At 46.6% G+C, this 21,168-nt stretch carries 19 protein-coding genes and 1 pseudogene; 14 read left to right on the top strand and 6 right to left on the bottom strand.

Annotated elements, in window-relative coordinates; translation table 11 throughout:
* The first annotated feature begins 337 nt into the window (after positions 1 to 337).
* The 7 genes from J0A67_RS16240 (at position 338) to J0A67_RS16210 (ending at position 5,386) form a co-directional block, all read left to right on the top strand.
* A complete protein-coding gene (locus J0A67_RS16240) occupies positions 338 to 601 on the top strand; it encodes a hypothetical protein (protein ID WP_206570414.1) in 264 nt (87 codons plus the stop codon).
* A 225-nt stretch (positions 602 to 826) separates the two neighbouring features.
* Positions 827 to 1,909: a competence protein CoiA gene (locus J0A67_RS16235; RefSeq protein ID WP_206570413.1), complete on the top strand. Its 1,083-nt coding sequence runs from the start codon at positions 827 to 829 to the stop codon at positions 1,907 to 1,909.
* 170 nt (positions 1,910 to 2,079) lie between these two features.
* Complete coding sequence (locus J0A67_RS16230; RefSeq protein WP_206570412.1) at positions 2,080 to 3,171, top strand: hypothetical protein; 1,092 nt, start codon at positions 2,080 to 2,082, stop codon at positions 3,169 to 3,171.
* Positions 3,172 to 3,329: 158 nt separating this feature from the next.
* On the top strand, positions 3,330 to 3,767 hold the full coding sequence (locus tag J0A67_RS16225) for a hypothetical protein (protein WP_206570411.1): 438 nt from the start codon (positions 3,330 to 3,332) through the stop codon (positions 3,765 to 3,767).
* A gap of 148 nt (positions 3,768 to 3,915) precedes the next feature.
* Complete coding sequence (locus J0A67_RS16220; protein ID WP_206570410.1) at positions 3,916 to 4,353, top strand: hypothetical protein; 438 nt, start codon at positions 3,916 to 3,918, stop codon at positions 4,351 to 4,353.
* A 91-nt stretch (positions 4,354 to 4,444) separates the two neighbouring features.
* Positions 4,445 to 4,774, top strand: a complete 330-nt coding sequence (locus J0A67_RS16215) for a hypothetical protein (RefSeq protein WP_206570409.1) — start codon at positions 4,445 to 4,447, stop codon at positions 4,772 to 4,774.
* Between the two features lie 177 nt (positions 4,775 to 4,951).
* On the top strand, positions 4,952 to 5,386 hold the full coding sequence (locus J0A67_RS16210; RefSeq protein WP_206570408.1) for a hypothetical protein: 435 nt from the start codon (positions 4,952 to 4,954) through the stop codon (positions 5,384 to 5,386).
* Between the two features lie 315 nt (positions 5,387 to 5,701).
* Here J0A67_RS16210 and J0A67_RS23390 read toward each other — a convergent pair.
* The 6 genes and pseudogenes from J0A67_RS23390 to J0A67_RS16185 form a co-directional block, all read right to left on the bottom strand.
* Positions 5,702 to 5,836, bottom strand: a pseudogene (locus tag J0A67_RS23390) (IS91 family transposase); the annotation flags it as partial.
* Positions 5,837 to 5,966: 130 nt separating this feature from the next.
* Positions 5,967 to 7,514: a sulfatase family protein gene (locus J0A67_RS16205; protein WP_206570407.1), complete on the bottom strand. Its 1,548-nt coding sequence runs from the start codon at positions 7,512 to 7,514 to the stop codon at positions 5,967 to 5,969.
* A 224-nt stretch (positions 7,515 to 7,738) separates the two neighbouring features.
* Positions 7,739 to 9,496, bottom strand: coding sequence for a RagB/SusD family nutrient uptake outer membrane protein (locus tag J0A67_RS16200; RefSeq protein ID WP_206570406.1), 1,758 nt, complete (start codon positions 9,494 to 9,496; stop codon positions 7,739 to 7,741).
* Positions 9,497 to 9,522: 26 nt separating this feature from the next.
* Positions 9,523 to 13,005: a TonB-dependent receptor gene (locus J0A67_RS16195; protein WP_206570405.1), complete on the bottom strand. Its 3,483-nt coding sequence runs from the start codon at positions 13,003 to 13,005 to the stop codon at positions 9,523 to 9,525.
* Positions 13,006 to 13,091: 86 nt separating this feature from the next.
* Entirely contained in the window at positions 13,092 to 14,072 is a 981-nt protein-coding gene (locus J0A67_RS16190) for a FecR family protein (protein WP_206570404.1), read from the bottom strand.
* A gap of 151 nt (positions 14,073 to 14,223) precedes the next feature.
* Positions 14,224 to 14,814, bottom strand: a complete 591-nt coding sequence (locus J0A67_RS16185; RefSeq protein ID WP_206570403.1) for an RNA polymerase sigma factor — start codon at positions 14,812 to 14,814, stop codon at positions 14,224 to 14,226.
* Between the two features lie 559 nt (positions 14,815 to 15,373).
* Between J0A67_RS16185 and J0A67_RS16180 the strand changes: the two genes are divergently transcribed.
* The 7 genes from J0A67_RS16180 (at position 15,374) to J0A67_RS16150 (ending at position 21,167) form a co-directional block, all read left to right on the top strand.
* Positions 15,374 to 16,264: a fructose bisphosphate aldolase gene (locus tag J0A67_RS16180; protein ID WP_206570402.1), complete on the top strand. Its 891-nt coding sequence runs from the start codon at positions 15,374 to 15,376 to the stop codon at positions 16,262 to 16,264.
* 85 nt (positions 16,265 to 16,349) lie between these two features.
* Entirely contained in the window at positions 16,350 to 17,684 is a 1,335-nt protein-coding gene (locus tag J0A67_RS16175; RefSeq protein ID WP_206570401.1) for a rhamnogalacturonidase, read from the top strand.
* A gap of 69 nt (positions 17,685 to 17,753) precedes the next feature.
* Positions 17,754 to 18,122 (top strand): DMT family protein, encoded by a 369-nt coding sequence (locus J0A67_RS16170; RefSeq protein WP_206570400.1) that lies wholly within the window; start codon positions 17,754 to 17,756, stop codon positions 18,120 to 18,122.
* A 136-nt stretch (positions 18,123 to 18,258) separates the two neighbouring features.
* Positions 18,259 to 19,224 carry a TolB family protein gene (locus J0A67_RS16165; protein WP_206570399.1) on the top strand — a complete coding sequence of 322 codons (966 nt, stop codon included), beginning with the start codon at positions 18,259 to 18,261 and terminating at the stop codon, positions 19,222 to 19,224.
* Positions 19,225 to 19,317: 93 nt separating this feature from the next.
* Positions 19,318 to 20,004, top strand: coding sequence for an aquaporin Z (gene aqpZ, locus J0A67_RS16160; protein WP_206570398.1), 687 nt, complete (start codon positions 19,318 to 19,320; stop codon positions 20,002 to 20,004).
* Positions 20,005 to 20,063: 59 nt separating this feature from the next.
* Positions 20,064 to 20,537 (top strand): outer membrane insertion C- signal, encoded by a 474-nt coding sequence (locus J0A67_RS16155; RefSeq protein WP_206570397.1) that lies wholly within the window; start codon positions 20,064 to 20,066, stop codon positions 20,535 to 20,537.
* A gap of 183 nt (positions 20,538 to 20,720) precedes the next feature.
* Positions 20,721 to 21,167 (top strand): outer membrane insertion C- signal, encoded by a 447-nt coding sequence (locus tag J0A67_RS16150; protein ID WP_206570396.1) that lies wholly within the window; start codon positions 20,721 to 20,723, stop codon positions 21,165 to 21,167.
* Position 21,168: the final 1 nt, after the last annotated feature.

Raw genomic sequence — 21,168 nt, 5'->3', positions numbered from 1 at the left:
GAATAGTAACACTTGTAAAAACAGTAAGTGAAAAGTACTGTGCCTAACAATGCATATAAATCATGCCGGCAGAAGTTGATGATTAATTATTAATTTGGTCTGCCGGCACGCTTTATATGCGAACGTTGTAAAACATTTGAACAAATTAAAAACTATGAAAAGAACAATCTTATTTCTGACTTTAAATATTTTTTTTATAGGTATCTCATTTGGACAAGAAGTTGAATGTGGAGATGGAAAAACTTACTCAAATGAACAATAAACGAAATATGACAAACGACTGACTGATTATCCGAAAATAGAAAGTGTTCCGAATTACTCTGACGGAAAAGACGAATTGAATAAACTAATTGAGTCCAAACTAAAAGTTAAGGAACAAGGAAAGAATATTGTATTTCGACTGAATTATATTTTCACAATAACTTGTGATGGACAAATCAAAGATTTTAAGACTCTTGGAGATTCTGAATTGTCAAATTTGACCAATATCGAAGAAATTATAATGGAAACTAACGGAAAATGGATTCCAGCTGAAAAAGATGGAAAACCAGTTGACTGTATTTATTTTGCAAAGAAAACAATAGCTGGAAATAAATATTAAAAACGTTTTACAACAAAGGCTACACGTAATGCGGGGTTAAGTGCCAGATTGAAAATTTTCGTCTTGTAATACGCTCGCAGTTTGTGTATTTATTAGCAGAAAATAACAAATATAAAAACGGCTCGCTCGCTTTCGTGCCAATTTGAAACTTACAGCTTCAAATCCCGCACTACGCATAGCCGAACCCGTAGCTCATTTTAAGACGACAGACAACGACAAGAAAAAATGCCATTAAGAGCATACATAGACAATGAAGAAATCATTTCCATTGACCAAGACGAAAAACAATGGGACGATTTAAAAAAGCGGCTCAAATCAAAAGAGTCTGTTTTGACATTGCCATGTTGCCGACAAGTAGGTTTTTTAAGGACAAGTAGCAAAGGACTTAAACACTTCGTTCACGCAAAATCGGACAACACTTGCGACTGGAAACCTGAATCCCCAGAGCATTTAAGAGCGAAAATTGAAATTATAGAAGCTTGCAAAGAAAATGGTTGGAAAGCTATACCTGAATTTTCAGAAACTAATTGGCGAGCAGACGTTTTAGCTATCCAAAATGATAAACGAATTGCATTTGAAGTTCAATGGAGCAAGCAGACATTTGAAGACACAAAGTTTCGCCAAGATAGATACAAAGAATCTAATGTTCGTGGTTGTTGGTTTTTCCGAACAGCACCAAAGGAATTTAGAGAATATGACGAACATCTAAAAGCCGACAAAGAAATACCAGCATTCAAAATATTTAAAGACGAGAACTCAAATATTATTGCCCAACTCAAACAGACACAACTGCCATTAAAATCTTTGGTGGACAGCTTATTGAAGAGACGATTAAAATTCTGTGAACACATAAGACTTAATCCAAAACAAGAAGTGACTATCGTTTTCTTTGACACAAGCTGTTGGAAGTGCCACAAGCCCCAAAACCTTTGGACAGTTGAACAAAATCTTGTTACGGTTTGCAATCAGGACTTCTATTTAATGAGGTCAATGTGGGACAATGACGATATAGACAAAAGCCCCAAAATATATGAAGCTGTAAAGCATTTTTTGCAGACAGAAAAAGGGAAAAACTTAAAAATCGGACAACTAAAAAAGCGATATAGCAAAACGGTTCACGACAATTATTTATCACACGGCTGTTTTTACTGCGACTCAATCTTTGGTGATTGGTTTTTAAACACAGAAAAAATGGACGGACAGAGCGACCCGAACTCTTTAAGACATAAAGTTGAAATTGAATTTGGGACAGTCAAAGAAGAAGGACAACACTGGTGCTACTCAGACAACGGACAGTATTGCGAATGAAAAGAAAAACGAGCTATAACACGGGTTTTGCGTCAGGCGGGCTGACATGCAAACTTGGAGCTTTGTGCTTCTATCCAAGCGTAGTGCAGGTTGACAGTTTTGTTCTCCGAAACCCGCCCGAACGCAAAGCCCGAAACCGTTGGCAGAAATATTAAAAAGACACCGTCTAAATGGAAGATAAATACAAACAATACGAAAAGACAATCAAGAAGAAACATAGTTTTGCTTGGACACCAAAATATGTTTCGGAATTTAGCACAAGACTAAGTACTAAGGAATTTATTGCAATCGCAGAAAAGACATTTAAAGGCTTAGGTTGGGACATAATTTATCAAGACGACAAATCTATTGAAGCAAAAAGAAACGAAAAGTCGTTCGGGACAGAGCGTTGGACAGAAGGAATTACAGCAACTTTTGAGTATGGAAAAATCAAAGTAAAAAGCGTGACGCTTGGTAATGAAATGTGGGATGTTGGCAGAAATTCAAAACGTGTTCAATTATTCATTTACGCATTTCAGGAAACAGAAAAATCTTTTGACAAGGAAAAACTTCAAGACCTTGTCAAAGAAAAAGAAACTATAAATAATTGGGACGATTATGTAGTTCCCGATTCTTTACCCAAACCTAACGAAATCAGAGAACCAAAATTTTACATCCCCATTATCGGTTGTTCAATACTTTCAATCTTAGTTGCTTTTTTACTTGCAAAGGTTTCAATAAGTGGTTTCTACATCATTGGACTTTTTGAGTTTTTAGTCGGATTTGCAATAGGTTTTACTTTTAAGTATTTAATTAAGTTCTCAAACTACACCAATTACGACAAGCTCCATTATGTGATATTAGGGACTATTGGCTTGACATACATATTAAATCAATACTTTCAATACGAGATAATATTATATGAAAACAATTATGACCGTATTGGTTTTTTTGAGTTTCTAAAAATAAAATTTGAAAAAGGACTTACAATCAAAAAATTAAACACAGGGTGGATTGGCTTAATAATTCATTGGGTTTTGCAACTTGTTATTACCTATTATGTGACTGTAATGGCTGTTATAAGAAATCTAACAAAATACCAACTTGACAGAGTACCACCAGAAGTTGTTGACTTTGCGTTTTACCACTTTGTAAAAGACAAAACAGAAGATCAAGTAAGAAAGGAATTAGCATTGAAAGGTTGGACTGAAACGCAGAACCAAGACGAAGTTTTTGAAGCAATCGGAGCATTACAAACAACCCAAGAAGTAAATAGAATGTAATGAAAAGAAATACTTCTGCCAACAGCCGTTTTGCAAAAGCGGGGGTTTCGTACTTCTATGACAGTGAAGTGCTAAATTCAAGCTTTGTGCATCTAATGAAGTTAAGTGCTGAAAATCCCCGCCTTCGCAAAGCGGCCAACCGTTGGCATTAATGTAAAATGAAAACAACGACACCTATCATACTATCACTCGTTTTGACTTTAACCATTATTGGTTGTAATCAAAAAACAGATGATAAGGAATCAAATGACTTAACAGGAACGATTTGGACGTCAGTTGTGGTTCAAGATATATGCCTTGACACTTTAAAATTTCATGCGGACAATAAAGTGTCTTACTACGCATGTGAAGTTGGTTGGACTTATGATGCTATTTATTCTATTCATGGCGACTCGGTCAAAATTGGAATAAATACAACTCAACTTGACGTTGACAAATATGACCCACATGAACCGACTTCTAAATATGTTTTGAGAATAAAAGAGACTGAACTAGAGTGGTTGAAAATTGAACATTATTATGCAGGAGAATTTGAAGAAGTCGGACAAGAAATTTATGACAACCTGAAGAATTTTAAAAAGGAAAAAAAACACTAATGCCAACAATGGGCATAAAACTTAGGGCGGACAATGGTTTCCGCGAGTTTTTGGCACTTAGCAAGCTTGGTTTCGGGCGGACAGTTAAGTGCTTCGAAATGCCCTACGTTTCATACCCGAACCGTTGTGCGTCATGCGGAAAAGGACAATGAATAGAATATTAATCACTTTCGGACTATTAATATTACCAGTACTTGGGGTTTGTGACACATTGGACTATTGGCATGTCTATTACAATGATTCAGTAATTGCCAAATTCAATTCTGTTTCACAAGATTTGAAAATCGAAATAGACCGATTTAGAATAAATGAAGGTGATACCTTAACTGTTAGACATGGAGATGATACTCCTTGCATTAACTGCAAATTCATCCTGTTCGTAAGAGATGAGAAGAACCGAAAATTAAGAATTACAGAAACAGGTGAATTCTGGGGCAAACTTTCATTTGACCTAAAGGACTTGATTGAAATTGGAGATAAAAATGAGAGTAAACGATATGACTTTTACTATTGGGAGCAAGATGACAGTGGCGACAAAACCCCAATGAAATTTGTCCTACAAGTAATATTTAAAGAAGAAGAATAAAAAAAGCACGAACGCACAACAACGGCTAACTAAACATGCCCTTCGGGACACGTTTGTTAGCCAAAACGTTGTGTAACATTAAAATAAACACGTGAAAGTTACCAAATACACAATTCTCAAAATTCTTAAAGTTGGACATGACACATCAATGAGAGGTGAAGGAATTTCTATGCACGAGGCACTTTATAGACTCAACTACAAAACAATTCGACATGACATTTCTGCGGAAAACTTACATTCTACAATTGAACTGAACCCTGAAATTATTAATGAATGGGTATTATATTCAGAAGACAAAAGAACTGATGGAGGATATGGACTTCAAGGTGAAAAACTAGAAACACTAAACTTGAATGAACAAGTGAAATTGACTGCGGATTATGTTCTACGTGAATTAGATTTTTGGTCGCAATACCAATAAATAAAAAATAAAAAAACGTTACACAACAAGGGCTAAAAAGTCAGGCGGGGTTCGACTATATTCATAGCTCCGTTCTCGCCTCAAAGTTCGTCTCGGTTCGACAGGACTTCGTCCCGCCCACCACCCGAACTTTTAGCCAAACCGTTACCAGCAAGTTTACAAGCCACTTATTCGCCAATGACCACCGACGAAATAAAGAGAATACTCCAAAATTTTGTACCCTATGGAGACGACGATTTGGAAAACGACAACGAATCTTACTTGTACGATCTAACTGAAAAGTTGCAAAAGAACAACGACGCTGAAAATGCGTTTGACGACATCTTTCGTCTGCTAGAAAATTATCCTGAAGCCGACTTTGGTTCTCCCGGACCACTTGTTCATACGTTAGAGCTTTTTCGAGGAAAATATGAGACCCGCTTACTTGATTCGTTATCTAGAAAACCGACAACTCTTACAGTTTGGATGCTCAATCGGATTATCAATTCGGCTTCTTCTAGCGAACGGGAGATGTATACAGGTGTAATGAGAGATTTGCTAAACGACCCGCAGCTTAAGGTGAATATCCATGAAGCAATAATCGACTTTTTGAAGTTTCAAGGAGCTTCATAACGACAAAAAACCAGCCGCTAACAATTAAGCTTTCGATGCGTCCGTAGGACGAACAATGAAACCGCTGTTGCACTGCCTGTCCCGACTTTTTCGGGAAAACCGGGAAGGTTCTTATGGGGATTGAGTCGGTATTTTATGGGGATCAAAGAGCCTGTGAAGCTTAGAAACGGAAGCCAAGAGGGACTCCAGCATCAAAAAGTAAGTTCGGAATCATTTAGCCAGCCCTTTCAAGCTTGTTTTGGAAGGGCTTTTTTGTGGCCGGGACATAGCTTCGCCCCTCCTGCGGCGGGCAGGCACCCCGACGAAAATCCGGAATTAAAATTGGGTGGGTACAGTAGAAAACACCGCCTTTGGCGGGCCACGCTTGGGCAGTCGCTGGATGCTGACCATGCTTTCCTTTTGGCAGCAGGAGCAGTATCGTGGGTTGTAGCTTTCCAGAATCCTGGGTTCCTTTTCCCCGCTAGACGGAGTTTGCAACTACGACATTCTATTCCTTCGAATTTGCAATTCGCCACATAGCCAAACACGGTCTAGTGAGAGTACTCGGAAGTTTTGTGAACTGATGCGGGAACAATACTATCTACTTCTGAATCATGATCCCGATCAGCTCGTCCTTCATTTCTTGGAGAATCTCGGGCTTTGCAGCCGATAGGTCAGTCTTTTCGTGGGGATCAGCGTTCAGGTCAAACAGCTGGTCTGCTTTTGCAAAGCCCGTCTCGATCTCCGTGCCCCAAGGCACGATCTGTGGGCCTTCGTTGCCCGGGATCAGCTTGTAGCCATCCGCACGCACATAGGCGAGGTTGCTGAAGAGGGCCTCTTGTACCAGACTATGCCTGCCCTGCTCTGACTTGCCGATCAGGGTGTGCCAGTGGTCTTGGCTGTCGATGGCTTGGGTGGAGTCATAGGACACTTGGTTTGCCGCGGCGAAGGAAGCCAGCAGGTCCACCTGACTAAACAAGGCTCTTTGATTTTTCCCTCCCTGAATCCTTTTTGGCCAGTGGACGATAAACGGTACGCGAGTTCCAGCCTCGAAAGCGCTGTATTTTCCCCCTCGAAGGCCACCGGAGGCATCATGCGAACCGATCAGTTCCTTGGCCTGATCCACGTAGCCGTCGTCCCAAACCGGGCCGTTGTCGCTGGTGAAGATCACGATCGTGTTTTCCTCCAGGCCTTTCTCCTTGAGCAGCTTCATCAGCTCGCCGACCGTCCAGTCCAGCTGTACGATCACGTCCCCTCTCGGCCCAAACTCTGTCGCTCCCTGAAACCGCTCGTGCGCGATGCGGGGCACATGGATATCATGGGTGGAAAAATAGAGGAAAAAGGGCTGCTCCGACTCCACCGTGACGAACTCGGTAGCCTTGTCCACAAAGGTCTGGGCAAAGTCCTCGTCTCTCCATAGCGCAGCTTCGCCTCCGGCCATGTAGCCAATCCGGCTGACGCCATTGACAATCGTTTGGTCGTGGCCATGGGACCACATCATCTGGAGCTGCTCGGGATTGTCCTTGCCTGTGGGTCGGTCTCCCACCTTTTTGCGGTAGCTCACCTCGATCGGGTCATGGGGATCGAGCCCCACCACGCGATGGTTCTCTACAAATACGGTCGGCACCCGGTCTCCGGTAGCCGGAATGATAAAGGAATAGTCAAAACCAATCTCCAGCGGCCCTGGCTTAAGCTCACCATTCCAATCGGGTCCTTCTTCTCCTCCAAGTCCCAGGTGCCATTTGCCGACAACCGCCGTGCGATAGCCACTGCGCTGCAAGACCAGCGGTAGCGTTTCCACGCCCGGACGGATTAGCGCGGAAGCATCTCCGGGAGCCACACCACGACCTTTGGCTCTCCAGGCGTATTCTCCTGTGAGCAGGGAATAGCGGGAAGGCGTGCAGGTCGCCGCGGTGGCGTAGGCATTGGTAAACATCAGGCCGTTTTGGGCCAGTTTTTCAATGTTTGGCGTGGGGATCTTGCCGCCATAGGCGGAGATATCGCCATAGCCTACATCGTCGGTATAGATCAGAATGATATTGGGCTTAGTCTCGGGGATCTGTTTGGAGGATCCCGACTGGCAGGAGGCCAGCACGGAAAAAGCCAAGCAGGATAGACTGCAGAGGAAGATTTTTGAAAAGTGAAGCATATCTGAAAACTAGCGGTAAGCCAAAGGGCCAGATTTCTCCGGCCCCTCAACCCACCTTATGAAAACATTTTTTATATGATTATCCGGCTTTATGCCAGAAGGTAGCCGTGACAATCCGAAAGAACGCTAAAATTAGGGCTTTACCCTACTACGGTCTTCGGTCTTCCAGCCCGATTGAAGAATCAAAATCGCCTACTGGTAAGATTCCGGATAATCATGTTTTTTTAATAGCCTGGGTTTTGCTCCAGGTTGGGATTGTCGGCGATCAGATCCTGGGAGATAGGCAGGTAGAAGCGCTCCGGACCAAAAGTCCGCTCTTGGCTCTCGGCGTTTTTTAGCGTGATCACGTAGCGATCCTCATCCATGTCATAGTTGAACACCAGCCCCTTGGTCCGCACCTTGTCCAAGTATTGCGGGGCGATTCTCCATCGGATCAGGTCCCAGAAGCGTTGGCTTTCGAAAGCCAACTCGACCTGGCGTTCCTGTCTGATGTTATCCTCGGTGGCTTCTGTCAGCAATGGCATACCTGCTCTTTCGCGCAGCTGATTTAGTGCATCCAGCGCCTCTCCTGTTTTGCCCAGGTAGAAAGCCGCCTCGGCAAAGTTGAGCAGGGTCTCTGCATATCTAAAAACATAGAAGTCCTGGCCAGAACGTCCCGAGATAGGTTCGGTATTGGATTCATCCAGTTTTTTGCGGAGGAGCAGGGCGGTATTTCTCACATTTCTTGCGTGTGCGGCAGCCGGCCAAGCTACACCGTTTCTACTCAGCGTACCGCTGGTGGCGGTCACCCTATTTCCTTCACTGTTGGTGTAAGTAGTGCTGGAGTGGAAATAAGCTAAACTTCCTTGCCACTCAGATTCGGGATAGAAGACCGAGGCGCGGAATCGCGGATCCCTTTTCCCAAAGAAGTCATCGATATCCCAAGATTTGGTAGCCACCAAGTCGCTGCGGGAGATGTCGGTTCCCTTTCGCCCATCGACGAAGTCAAAGAGCTCTACCATGTCGTAAAGCACAGGATAGTTGGAGTTCCAAGTGGCCAAAAAGCCTGCCGGTGTCCCCAAGTTGTCATAGGAGTGACCCTTGATTACAGGTTCGAAAACCTCCGCAAAGATGACCTCGCTATTTCCTTCGTCGAGAAACAGCTGCGTAAAGTTGGTCACTTTGTCCTGATGCTTGTCGTAAAGTGCAAACATCCCAGATTCTATGATTTCCTTCGAGGCATTGTAGGAAGTTTGGTAAAAGTTCTCCACTTCTCCCGGGGCAATGCCCACAAGCCCGTTTGCCTGCACTTGACCAAACTTGCCTATGCTAGCCGCATAGAGGGAAGCCCGGGACAGCAGAGACAGCGCAGTGTACTTATCCACTCGTCCGCTGGCACCGGTTTTCTTGTCCGGCATGGTGACCAGGATGTCCTCCAGCTCTGACTGGATAAATTCATAGATTTCCTGCTCAGTAGCACGCTTTGGATAGAGCTCTTCTTCCGGATCGTCTATGTTTTGAACCCGGGTGATCAGGGGCACCCCACCAAAACGAATGACCATTTGGAAGTAGGCATAGGCCCTCAGAAACCTTGCCTCATTGGTCTTTTGGAGGATATAGTCCTCGTCCAAAGACTGGCTGGAACCGATGTTTTCCAACAGGAAATTGATGTCCCGGATGGAGTTGTAGCCCCAGTAGTTGAGCGGGCCAGCTCCAGCTGCGGCGGTATAGGCCCTTCTATAGGTTGTGTTGGGTGTTTGCCAATCGGCGAAATTGATGTGCTCGGCTCCGGCCGCAGGGATCATCCCCATGTCCAGGTTACCTTCGCCCGTGGTGTGGATGAAGAGCATGTCCTGATAGATATTGGACACGTAGGCCTCTGTGAGGTTTTTGTCCTCAAATACCACCTCTTCGGAGATAAAATCAGGCGTTTTGGTCAGCTGGCTCTCGCAGGAAGCCAAAACGGAAAGACCAAGTATTGCTGCTATTATTTTTGATTTCATGACTTTCTTGTTTTTTGTTTTCCTCATTAGAATCCAAGCTGCACGCCAAATGACATCGTTCTCAAAAGGGGAAGTTTGAAGGCATTGGCGCTGGTAGCCTCTTCTGGATCGACGGCGTCCTTGAAAATCCCCATATTATTGAATGAGAGAATGTTGTCCCCGGACAAGTATACACTGGCACTGTTTATCTTGATTTTGGACAGGAACGCCGCCGGAACCGCATAGGTCAATGTTGCGGTCTTCAGACGTAGGTAGGTGCCGTTGTACATCCAGAAGTCGGACTGGATGTTGTTCCAAGGTCGAGTACCGCTTCTTTCGAAGGCTGGCAGCTGGGCATTGGGGTTGGAGCCGATGCCGGGATTGCTTGGATCCTGGGTCCAGGTGTACTGTTCGTGCAGCTCTAGCGGAATTTGCTCATTGTTGAACGCACCCCTGAATGCTCCAGAGATGTTGACATTAAATCGGGTTCCGCCCTGCCACAACATCGCCAGGCTGAAGTTTTTGTAGGAAACTCTCGGAGAAAGAGAATAGGTAATGTCCGGATTGGCACCGTAGCCGATCTGATAGCGATCAGCCCGGTTGATGATTCCGTCGCCATTGAGATCCACGTAGCGAATATCGCCCGGCTTAGGCAGGGTGTTGATATCCTCGATGGTATACATCTCCAGGTACTGGTCAACCTCCGCCTGGGTATTGAATAAGCCGTCGGACTTGTAGCCATAGGTCACATTCACCCATCTGCCGCTGAGCTGGTCAAACTCAACCTGGATCGGATCTTCCATGTTGATATCCTCTTGGTAGTTTTCATAACGCTCTCTAGCATAGGCCACTCCCGCGCTGATATCGTATTTGAAATCACCGATTGTCCCTTGGTTTCCGATGGAAAGTTCAAAACCGCGGTTGCTTCTGGAGTCTAGATTGACCTGGGGCAGGGTGGCTCCGAAAGTGCTTGGCAGCGCCTCCAACGGGATTCTCAGCAGTCCGTCCCGGTATCGGTAAAACCCGTCCAAGGTCGCATACAGCCTTCCGCTGAGCATGGTCAGGTCAATACCGGCGTTGTAGAGTGTGGTCTCTTCCCAAGTAATGTTCGGGTTGGCAAGGCCAGTGGTGGCGATAATAGGATTAGGAGCCCCTTCCAGATAATAGACAGAACCTACCGCCTCCTCGTATCCGGAGAGGAATTCGAAGGAGGTATTGCCCACGTTGCTGTCCACACCGGTCTGGCTATAGGAAAGTCTCAGCTTCAGCTGATCTAGGACGGAAGAATTGGCGAGAAATTCTTCCCGCGCGATATTCCAGCCCACGGAAATGGAAGGAAAATAACCCCAAGCATTAGAGCCAAATTTGGAGCTGGCATCCGCGCGAAGTGTGGCTTCTAGGAGGTATTTGGTGTCGTAGGCATAGTTGAATCGCCCTGCAAAACTCACCCGGGTGTATTCAATATCCCTACCGGTGCCTGAGGAGCGGGTCAGCTCATCTGTACCGCCTATTTGCGGAACCTCCGTAGAAAGAAGGTCTCTTCGTCTCACTGTAAGGGAGCGATAGATATTGTTTTCTATTTCACCGAAGGCCAAAAAGCCAAACTCATGCTTGTCGACCTGCTTGTCATAAGAAGCATAGGCTCTGGACAGTACCCGGCTGTTGGGATCATCCGCCCCGCTGTAGAAATAGGATCGGGAGAAGGAATTACCCAGAATGGATCCCTGGAGCGTGTATCCGTCAAAGTCTGCCGTGACCGCATCCGGATCATAGGTCCACACATCGTAGGGGGTGGATAAGGAGGCATTTTGAAGATTTCTCGCCCGCACGTTTACTTTACCACCCACAGCCAGGCCTTTGACAAATGGCACGGTGTACTTCAGCTCGGCCGATCCGGTGAGGGTGTGCATGTAGGTCTTGCTATAGCCAGAGAAGCGCTGGTTGATCCTGGCCACAGGTGAACGTTCATTGAAACCCGAATACGGGGCCTTGTTGGGATCCGGAAGATTTGGATTGAAGATCGGCTGAGCAGTCTGGAGATCGTTCCAGATCTGGGAAGGCTCGATGATGGAGTAGTCCTTGGTTTCATTGATGTACTGTCCGTTGAGGATCAGCGCAAGGTTTTTGCCCAGGTCGATATCCAGGTTGTTGGTCAGGGTGAGCTTCTTGTATTTGTAGTCCCCCTTAAAAATTCCGGACTGGCTGCTGTAGCCCACAGAAGAATAATATCGAATCTTCTCGGTACCACCCCGAATGCTCAGGTTATGGTTCATCAGTGGAGAGCCGGTATCCTTCAACACGGCATCTACCCAGTCATAGCTTGGCTCTTCGCCGGATTGGTATTTTTGGAGGTTTTCCTCTGTGAAAAGCGTTCCATAGCTGATATCGGCATCCGGATTCAAGGGGTCATATTGGGTGTTGAAGACTGCGTCTCTACCCAGCTTAATAAATCCGGCTGCGTCCACTTGCTTGGCAAAAGTCAGTCTTTTCTGGGTAGCGATGTAGCCATGGTAGTTGACGGCCATGGTTCCTTCTTTTCCGCGCTTAGTAGTCACCAAAATCACCCCATTTCCCGCTCTTGCACCATAGATCGCCGCAGAGGCATCCTTGAGTACTGTTACCGTCTCGATGTCGTTAGGGTCGATTCTATCGAGATAGGACTCAATCCCATCGACAATCACCAGCGGCGCTCCAAAGCCACGGATGCTCAGGGTGGCGTTGTCTTCACCCGGAAGGCCTGGGTTTTGATTGGAGATCAAGCCAGGAATCTGGCCGATCAGGAGTCCTTTCACATTTGTCACGGGAGTCTGCACCAGCTTATCCGCCTTCAAGTCGGTCACCGCACCGGTAAGATTGCTCTTTTTCTGGGTCCCATAACCGACTACGACTACTTCTTCCAACTCTCCCACATCCTCAATCAAGACCACGTCCATCAGACTGCGGCCCTCCACAGGGATAGTCTGAGTGAGATATCCGACAAAGGAGAAAACCAAAGAAGCCCCCTCTTTGACCGTCAGGGAATATTTCCCGTCCAGGTCGGTGACCGTACCGTTGGTGGTGCCCTTTTCGATCACCGTCACCCCAGGCATGGGATAGTCGGTGTCGTCTTTGACAACACCGGAAACGGCAATGTCAGCGAATGCAGTTTCGACCAGAACGTCTTGTTTTTGGCTGCCGCCCACGTAGATGCTGTTGTTTACCTGCTTGAATTTTAGGCCAGTCTCCTGCGCAAAGAGCTTCAGGACATCCTCCACGGTTCTGTGTTGGCCGGTGAGCGCGACTGATGGCAAGTTAGCTACTACGTCGTCGGGGTACACAAATAGGTACTCCGTATTGGACTCGATGTAGTCAAATAACTCGGTAGCCGTCCAAGACTTCTTCTCGACCTGGATGGTCGCCTTGTCTATGGGCTTGATCTGGGCAGTGCTTTCACCCGCCATCAGCGTGGTCAGGCAGAGGCACTGAATGAATATCCCCATGAGGACATTCTTAGACACGGCCTTGCCTAGAAGTAGTAGTTTTTGTTTCATAGCGTTGTAGGGTTGGTGGATTCCTCTAGGAAAGTCTTCTGCAGACAGCGCAGTGAGACCGGATTGAAATGGGGCATGATGGGTATTTAATTGGTAATTGAAACTTGATTTTCGTTGATGGAGAAGCTGAAACCCATTGAGAATGAGAGTCCCTCAAGTATGTTTTCAAGGCTTTCGTTGTTGAACTCCCCAGAGACCTTGCGATTGAGGTTAATCGTCTTTTTCACTTGGATTTCCACCCCGTACCAAGTCTGGAGATTGGCGACGATGTCCTTCAGGCTTGTTCTCCTGAAGCGAATCCGGCCTTCCTTCCAGGCAGTGAGGATAGTCGGATCGAAGGATGAGGAGCTTATTTCCCCAGTATTTTCCTTAAGCGTAGCCATTTGTCCTGGTTCCAAAAATTTGGTGTCAGCAGTTGGGAGATTTTCGATTTCCACCTTCACTTTGCCTTCCGTCAGGGCTATTTTTTCAATACCATCGCGGGAGAAAACATTGAATTCCGTCCCCAATGCCGTGGTCTGCAGCTCGCCCGAGTCCACTATGAACGGGACTTTCTCATTGGATGCGACGTCGAAAAACGCCTCACCCGAGACCTTGATCGATCGCTTGGACTTGCCATAATCCGAGTCAAACTCTATCCTGGAGTTGGCGTTGAGCACCACGTAGGTCTGGTCTGGGAGCCTGATCCGCAGCTTTTCCCCCACTTTAGTTTCCCTAGAGTAGACTTTCAGGGTCTCTTGAACCGCGGGCTCTTTTTGCTGGGCGAATTTGAAGATGCCAAGCGACACCAACCCAAAGAGGATAAAGGAGGCAGCGATTTTGAGTAGATGGGAATCTGGTTTCCAGCGGGTGATTTTTCTGCTCGGTTGTATTTCCAGGCGGATATTGTCCAGGATCCTGTCCACCGCTTCATCTTCAGAATACTCCGGAATGGCCTCCCAGCTATCTTGCAGGATTAGGTCTAGCTCCTCCCGGGATCCGGGAAGATCCAGCCACTTTTCGACCTGCGAGGTCTCCTCCGGGCTGCAGGCCCCGTTCAAAAATTTGATGAGCGTTTTTTTCTCCACTGTTGGGTTATCCTTTTGTGGTAATACACCCGGACAGCTCCAACTACTTAAAGGGTTTTTGAAAAAAATCGGATTTTTTTTCGTGTCAATCTAAACACCAAAAAATCAAGAGATTCTGGACTTGTGTTGTTGGAAAGGAGAGATGGGGAGACTAGGCCAATAGCGACAATCCCACCACGAGCGCATAGGGGCTCTGTTCCAGAAGCTGGGCTTTCAGCTGCTTCTTGGCCAAATAGATGTGGTGCTCTACCGTCCGGATCGAGATATTGAGCATGTCGGCGATCTCCTGGTGGGACCGTCCCTCGAGCTTGCTCAGCGTAAAAATGTTCTGCTGTACCGGTGGCAAAAGCCCCAAAAGATGGAAGGCTACCTGCCTGCGGCTTTCATGGGCGACCTGCTCTTCATGCCCAGACTCATCCACAAGGGCTTCGAGTTCCGTATCGGCTACGAACACCGTCTTTTTTTGGGCCTTGAGCTTACTGTAGATTTTGTTCTTGACGCAGGTGTAGAGAAAAGAACTAAAGCTCAGCTCCGGATCGAGCTTGGCGCGGGTCTCCCATACTTTTACAAAGATCTCCTGCACGACTTCCTCTGCCTCTGTCTTATCCCAAAAGAAAGTCTTTGCATAGGCCAGCACTTTCCTGGCATATCTTCCATACAATTCATCAAAGGCCTTCAGCTCTCCCCGTTGTAAGGAGGAGATTAGTTGCCTATCAGATTGTTTTGAATATGCACTTGCCATACTAACTAAACTACAAGACTCGATGTAAACTGTGCTTTTTGCGCCAAAAAAACTCGGCTTTTTGGAGGTGACTTTTCTGCTGTCGCTGGGACCACTTTCCAAAATTCTATGCCCAATAATATTATTTTTTGTTTGGAACAAAACCGCTTTTACAGATTTTTAGACTAAATACTAGCCATTAGTCTATTTTTTTAAATATCTCAAAATATTATTTGGACAGATGGCCTAAATTATAATCTTGGCATTTAAAAGACTTTGGTAGTTTTCCTGCCGCTTTGAAAACCGTATCTAAGATCGTTGAGGGAAACCCACTAGGTATTAAAGTTTTAGCTGTTGTATCTTCCCTTTGCTTCGGCAACCTTTACTAGCCATGGAAGCATTGTTGGCGGCGCTCACTACCGCTCTCTTCACCGACTGGAAACTGGTGGGAAACATTTTCAAACCGAAAAACCACGTGAAAATCCGGCTCACTTGCTGAAGTTTCATCAGACTACGTCGCTGTTAGTACGGGCTTTGCACAGATTATCCACCTCAATCAAACCAAAAAACAACAGCAAGCATGGACACATTTGAAAAACAATATCAAAGAATAAAGGAGGGAAAGGGCTTCATCGCCGCGCTGGACCAAAGCGGAGGAAGCACACCGAAAGCGCTTGAAGCCTATGGAATAACGGAATCCGAGTACAATTCAGAGGAGCAGATGTTTTCCCTGATTCATGGAATGCGGGCCAGAGTGATGACTGATGCGGCTTTTTCGGGAGATAAGATCATCGGGGTCATACTCTTCGAAAAGACCATGAATGCTCAGGTGGACGGGATGCAGACGCCGGAGTATCTCTGGGCAAAAAACATCGTTCCCTTTCTAAAAATCGACAAAGGCCTAGAGGCCAAATCCAATGGGGTGCAGCATATGAAGGACATCCCAGACCTCCCCAAAGTGCTGGAGGACGCCAAAGCCAAGGGGATATTTGGAACCAAAATGAGGTCTGTCATCCTCGAAAACGACATCGAGGGAATCGTCTCCATCGTCAAGCAGCAATTTGCAATCGGAAAAGTCATCCTCGCCCACGGATTGGTCCCGATCCTGGAGCCCGAAGTGGATATCCACGCGAAAGACAAAGACAAAATCGAGAAAATTCTGCTGGAGGCAATCATGGCAGAGCTGGATATCCTGACTGAAGGACAATCCGTGATCTTGAAGCTGACCATTCCGAGCCAGGAAAATCTCTACAGGCCACTGATCGCCCACACGAAGGTTTTGCGGGTTTTTGCCTTGTCTGGTGGCTATAGTCTGGAAGAAGCCTGTGGCCTACTGAGAAAAAATGAAGGAATGATCGCCAGCTTTTCGCGCGCCCTGCTTGACGATCTGCAAGCTGGCCAAAGCGCCAAAGAATTCTCCAATTCACTGAAAAACGCGATTGACAAGATCTATGAAGCGTCAATCACCTGAGAAAGCAGGACAGAGCTTGACGGGCTAAAGTCGCTTCCCTGCTTATATTTAGCCATTCAAGCCATTTGACCAGAGCGTCCAGTCTATGAAAAAAACTTATTTTCTAATCCTTTCAGCCTTATCGTTAGCCCTCTATTTCGGCAACTTTGCTCAAGCCCAATCGAACGATACTTGGCCAGATGGCAGTCCTATGTCGGATTGGTTTAGGGACTACAGCAAGGTAGGGTTGGAGGATCTGGGAAAGGCTTATAGAATCACCGATTTTGGGGTAAAAAACGATTCAACACTTCTCCAAACCCAGCAAATCCAGCGTGTCATCGATGAAGCCGCGGCAAAGGGTGGCGGAGTGATCCTCGTTCCCAGAGGCACGTTTCTCAGCGGGGCGCTCTTTTTCAAACCCAAAACCCACCTTCACCTCGAAGAAGGAGCGGTGCTCAAAGGCTCGGATGAAATTGCCAACTACCCGCTGATTCCCTCCCGCATGGAGGGTCAAAACCTGGACTACTACGCCGCCCTGGTGAACGCCTATGGGGTCGATGGCTTCACCATCAGCGGCCAAGGAACCATAGACGGGAATGGACTAAAATTTTGGGAGGCATTTTGGAAAAGAAGGGAAGAGGATCCCAATTGCACAAACTTGGAAGTGTCCCGCCCCCGGCTGGTGTTCATCTGGAAAAGCAACAATGTACAGCTTCAAGACGTATCGCTGATCAATGCGGGTTTCTGGAGCAGCCACTATTACCAGTGTGAAAACGTTAAGATTCTCGATCTGACCATCACCTCACCACACGCTCCGGTAAAAGCGCCCAGCACCGACGCCATTGACCTTGATGTGGTCAACAATGTCCTGATCAAGGGCTGCTACCTCTCCGTCAATGACGATGCCATCGCGCTAAAGGGCGGCAAAGGACCCTGGGCCGACCAAGACCCAAACAACGGAGCAAACACCAACATCCTGATCGAAGACAGTGAATTTGGATTTTGTCATGCGGCGATGACCTGTGGGAGTGAAGCGATCCACAACAAAAACGTCATCCTCCGCAACATCAAAGTGCAGGATGCCCGTCGCCTCCTTTGGCTGAAGATGCGCCCAGATACCCCTCAGCTCTACGAGCATATATCGGTAGAAAACATCATCGGACAGGCTTATAGTATGATCTATGTGAAGCCTTGGACTCAATTCTTTGACTTAAAGGGACGAAAAGATGTACCAATCTCCGAGTCACAGTTCATCACGATGAAAAACATTGAGCTGGATTGCGAGATCTTCTTTGACGTGGCGATCACGGAGCATGATAGGCTGAGGGATTTTTCATTCGAAAATTTGACAATCAGAGCAAGCAACGCAAAAATCGATCAGGGGATTGTCAAGAATTTCACGCTGCGCAACGTCAGGGTGAACGATAAACTAGTGGAGTAGAATTTGCGGTAAGAGCGTGTTGAGGGGTTCGGTTTTTTTCGAAATTCGCTGCGTTATTCTCTTCTCTCCATGAAAGCACTTCTTACCATTGGTCTGCTAATCCTCTCAAATACCTTCATGACACTAGCCTGGTACGGGCACCTGAAATTTGCCGAATGGAAATGGTTTAGCAAGTTGGGATTGGTCTCCGTGATCCTAATCAGCTGGGGCATAGCGCTATTTGAATATTGCTTTCAGGTTCCTGCCAACAAAATCGGTTTCTCCGGAAACGGAGGGCCCTTTTCGCTCGTCCAACTCAAAGTCCTGCAGGAAGCGATCACGCTGGTCGTTTTCATGATCTTTACCTTGATCGCCTTCAAAACAGAAACTCTTCGATGGAACCATGCCATCGGGGCGATGTTTCTGATATTGGCTGTTTACTTTATTTTCAAGAAATAGCGATTGGCTAAGACTAAGCTTGAGCATAAAAGGCCGGCCGGCCGAAGGGTGATTTTTATTTGCCCGGAATCTAGAAGTCTAACTGCGTGGGTAGCAAAGATTTGGGAAAATGCCTAAATTCCGAAAATCGGTTCCCATGAGATCGCTTTCCTATAGCTTTGCGGCATTTTTTATAGCCTTATCCTGTACTGCAAAGCAGTCGGACTCTGTCAGGGAAGAAGGCTATTTTATCGCCTACAATACCTTTGAGCCGGATTCTATTGCCAAGGACAATTGGGAAATCCACCTCCTAAGTCTCGACTCTGCCCCTGCATCAAAAAATCTGACCAAGCATCCAGATGTTGCCTGGACCTATCTGGCCCATCGGGACAAAATCTATTTCATCAGTGACAGGGATACCGCTTACCGTAATTTTTTCCTGTATGAAATGAGCGCGGAAGGGACTGCGGTGAAAAAACTAAGTGGCCTTCGTCTGGAAGACAGTTGGATGGATCTAGATCCAAAGACAAATGAAATGGTCGTTTCGGCACGGCCAACACCCACGATCCGATATCAGCTTTTTCTCATCGATTTGGATGACGGCAGCTTCAAACCTCTGATCAGTGATTCACTGCATCATTTTCAAGATCCTGCTTTTTCTCCAGACGGTTTACAGATCGCATTTGTCAAAAGCCCCAAAGCAAAAGTTGAGGGGATCTTTCCTGAAGTCTTCCTGATCAACCGGGACGGTAGCGGAGAGCGGCAGCTGACCCATTTTCCCGCAGAAGACCCCGCGGCTCTCAGCCACGGATACAAGGCGGGCGCGCTAAAGTGGCATCCTACCGAGAACTTCATCTCCTATGCAAGTTCCCGAGGCGACCACACCTTCATCTTTGCTGTCAGTCCAGACGGATCAAACGGAAGGCAATTGTCCAACAGCGGAAAAGACGAGGTATACCACGACTGGAGTCCTGACGGTAAATGGCTGGTCTTTGACCAGTTTCAAGACACCATCACAAACCAATACCACATCGTGCTGATGAATTGGGAGAGCAAGGAGCAGCGGATCTTGACCGACACGCTGATCCGGACGCAACTGGCACCGGTTTTTTTGACGAAGTAGAAACACTCTGGTAAATATTTTACAATCTGATTGTTGAGTCCATTTTAGTATCTTTTATCCTATCAATTTTTAACAACCTTAAATCCTTTTATCATGAAAAAACTAGTAGCGGAATTTATCGGGACCCTCTGGCTGGTCTTGGGAGGATGTGGCAGTGCCGTGTTGGCGGCAGGATTTCCTGAGCTCGGGATCGGCTTTGTCGGCGTCTCCCTGGCTTTTGGCTTGACCGTGGTGACTATGGCCTATGGGATAGGCCATATTTCTGGTTGCCATCTCAACCCAGCCGTCTCGGTGGGTTTGTGGATTGGCGGCAGATTTGACTCTAAGGAATTGCTCCCCTACATCATTGCCCAAGTACTCGGCGGGATCGCGGGAGCAGGAATTTTGTACGTCATCGCTACGGGCAAGGCCGGGGTCGACTTGGGCGGATTCGCTTCCAATGGCTTTGGTGAAGCTTCTCCCGGAGGCTATTCCATGACAGCAGCTCTTGTCACAGAGGTAGTCATGACGTTTATTTTTCTTTTTGTGATTCTCGGCGCTACCCATCCCAAAGCACCAGCGGGTTTTGGCGGCTTGGCCATTGGTCTTTGCTTGGTCCTGATACACCTAATCAGCATTCCAGTCACAAACACATCCGTAAATCCGGCAAGAAGCACTTCTCAAGCGATTTTCGCAGGTGGTATCTACCTACAGCAGCTTTGGCTTTTTTGGGTTGCCCCAATTGTAGGAGCTGTTTTGGCTGGCATTGTCTACAAAAACCTCTCTCCTACAACCGATTAGTTGAAAAAAAGTAATATTTTCATGGAAAGTTTTTGTTTTATCATTTATCCATAGAAAAGATGAAATATTTAAAGATCTTCAGCTTGGTTGCATTTTTTGCTTTTGCAGCCTCACTTGAGAGCAACGCTCAGGAACTAGGTGTCCGTTTTGGCAACTTTTCAGGAAATAACGTCGCCATTGATGGAGTCTTTGGATTGGGAAAGTTCAGTAGAATTCATGCCGACGTAAGCTTCGGTGGCAATGGCGTCGGTATCGATGCGTTGTGGAATCCGCTGTATCGCCCTATTGCCAGCAGCGGTTTCAATTGGTACGCCGGCTTTGGTCCGTCTTTCTTTTTGGGAGACCCATTCGCCTTTGGGATAGCTGGTGAGATCGGGGTGGAATATGCGTTTTCCGAAATCCCGATCGTGATCGGCGCCGACTGGCGACCCAACTTCCGAATCGTGGAGGACACAGATTTTCTGGCAGATCAGTTTGGGCTAAACATCCGCTGGAGATTTGGTGGTGGAGGCAGTAGCAATACTTCGAATTAGAAATGACGAGCGCGGGAAAAATCCCGCGCTTTTTTTTCACTTCCGCCAAGCCCTTCAGAAGCTCGGATTTTTCGGTTCATCTTTACAATTGGCGCAATTTTAGCTAGATCGCAGCAAGATCTTTCGGGAAATCGGAAGGCTTTTTTTACAAACCAACCTATCACAATACAAACTGATTTATTTATGAAGCTTTTAAAAGTTTTCTCCTTCGTCCTTTTCTTGGGGCTTTTCGCTGCGCTGGAATCCCAAGCACAGGAGGTGGGTATTCGATTCGGCAATGTCAATGGCAACAATGTCGCCGTTGACGGGGTATTTGCCCTCGGCGACTTCAGCAGAATACATGCTGACGTCAGCTTCGGCAACGATGGTGTCGGCATTGACGCACTTTGGAACCCAATTTATGACGACATCTCCACCTCGGATTTCAAATGGTACGCCGGTTTTGGCCCTTCCTTATTTCTGGCTAACGATTTCAAGTTTGGCGTAGCGGGGGAGATTGGCGCAGAATACCCCTTTTCCGAAGTTCCTTTGACCATCGGCCTGGACTGGAGACCTTATTTTATCATCGTCGAGGAGACCAGCTTTGATGCCGGTGGCTTCGGCCTCAACATACGATGGAGATTCAATTGAT

This window comes from Algoriphagus aestuariicola, from assembly GCF_017254835.1.
GTDB classification, from domain to species: domain Bacteria; phylum Bacteroidota; class Bacteroidia; order Cytophagales; family Cyclobacteriaceae; genus Algoriphagus; species Algoriphagus aestuariicola.
This window is presented reverse-complemented; position numbering and strand designations above follow the sequence as displayed.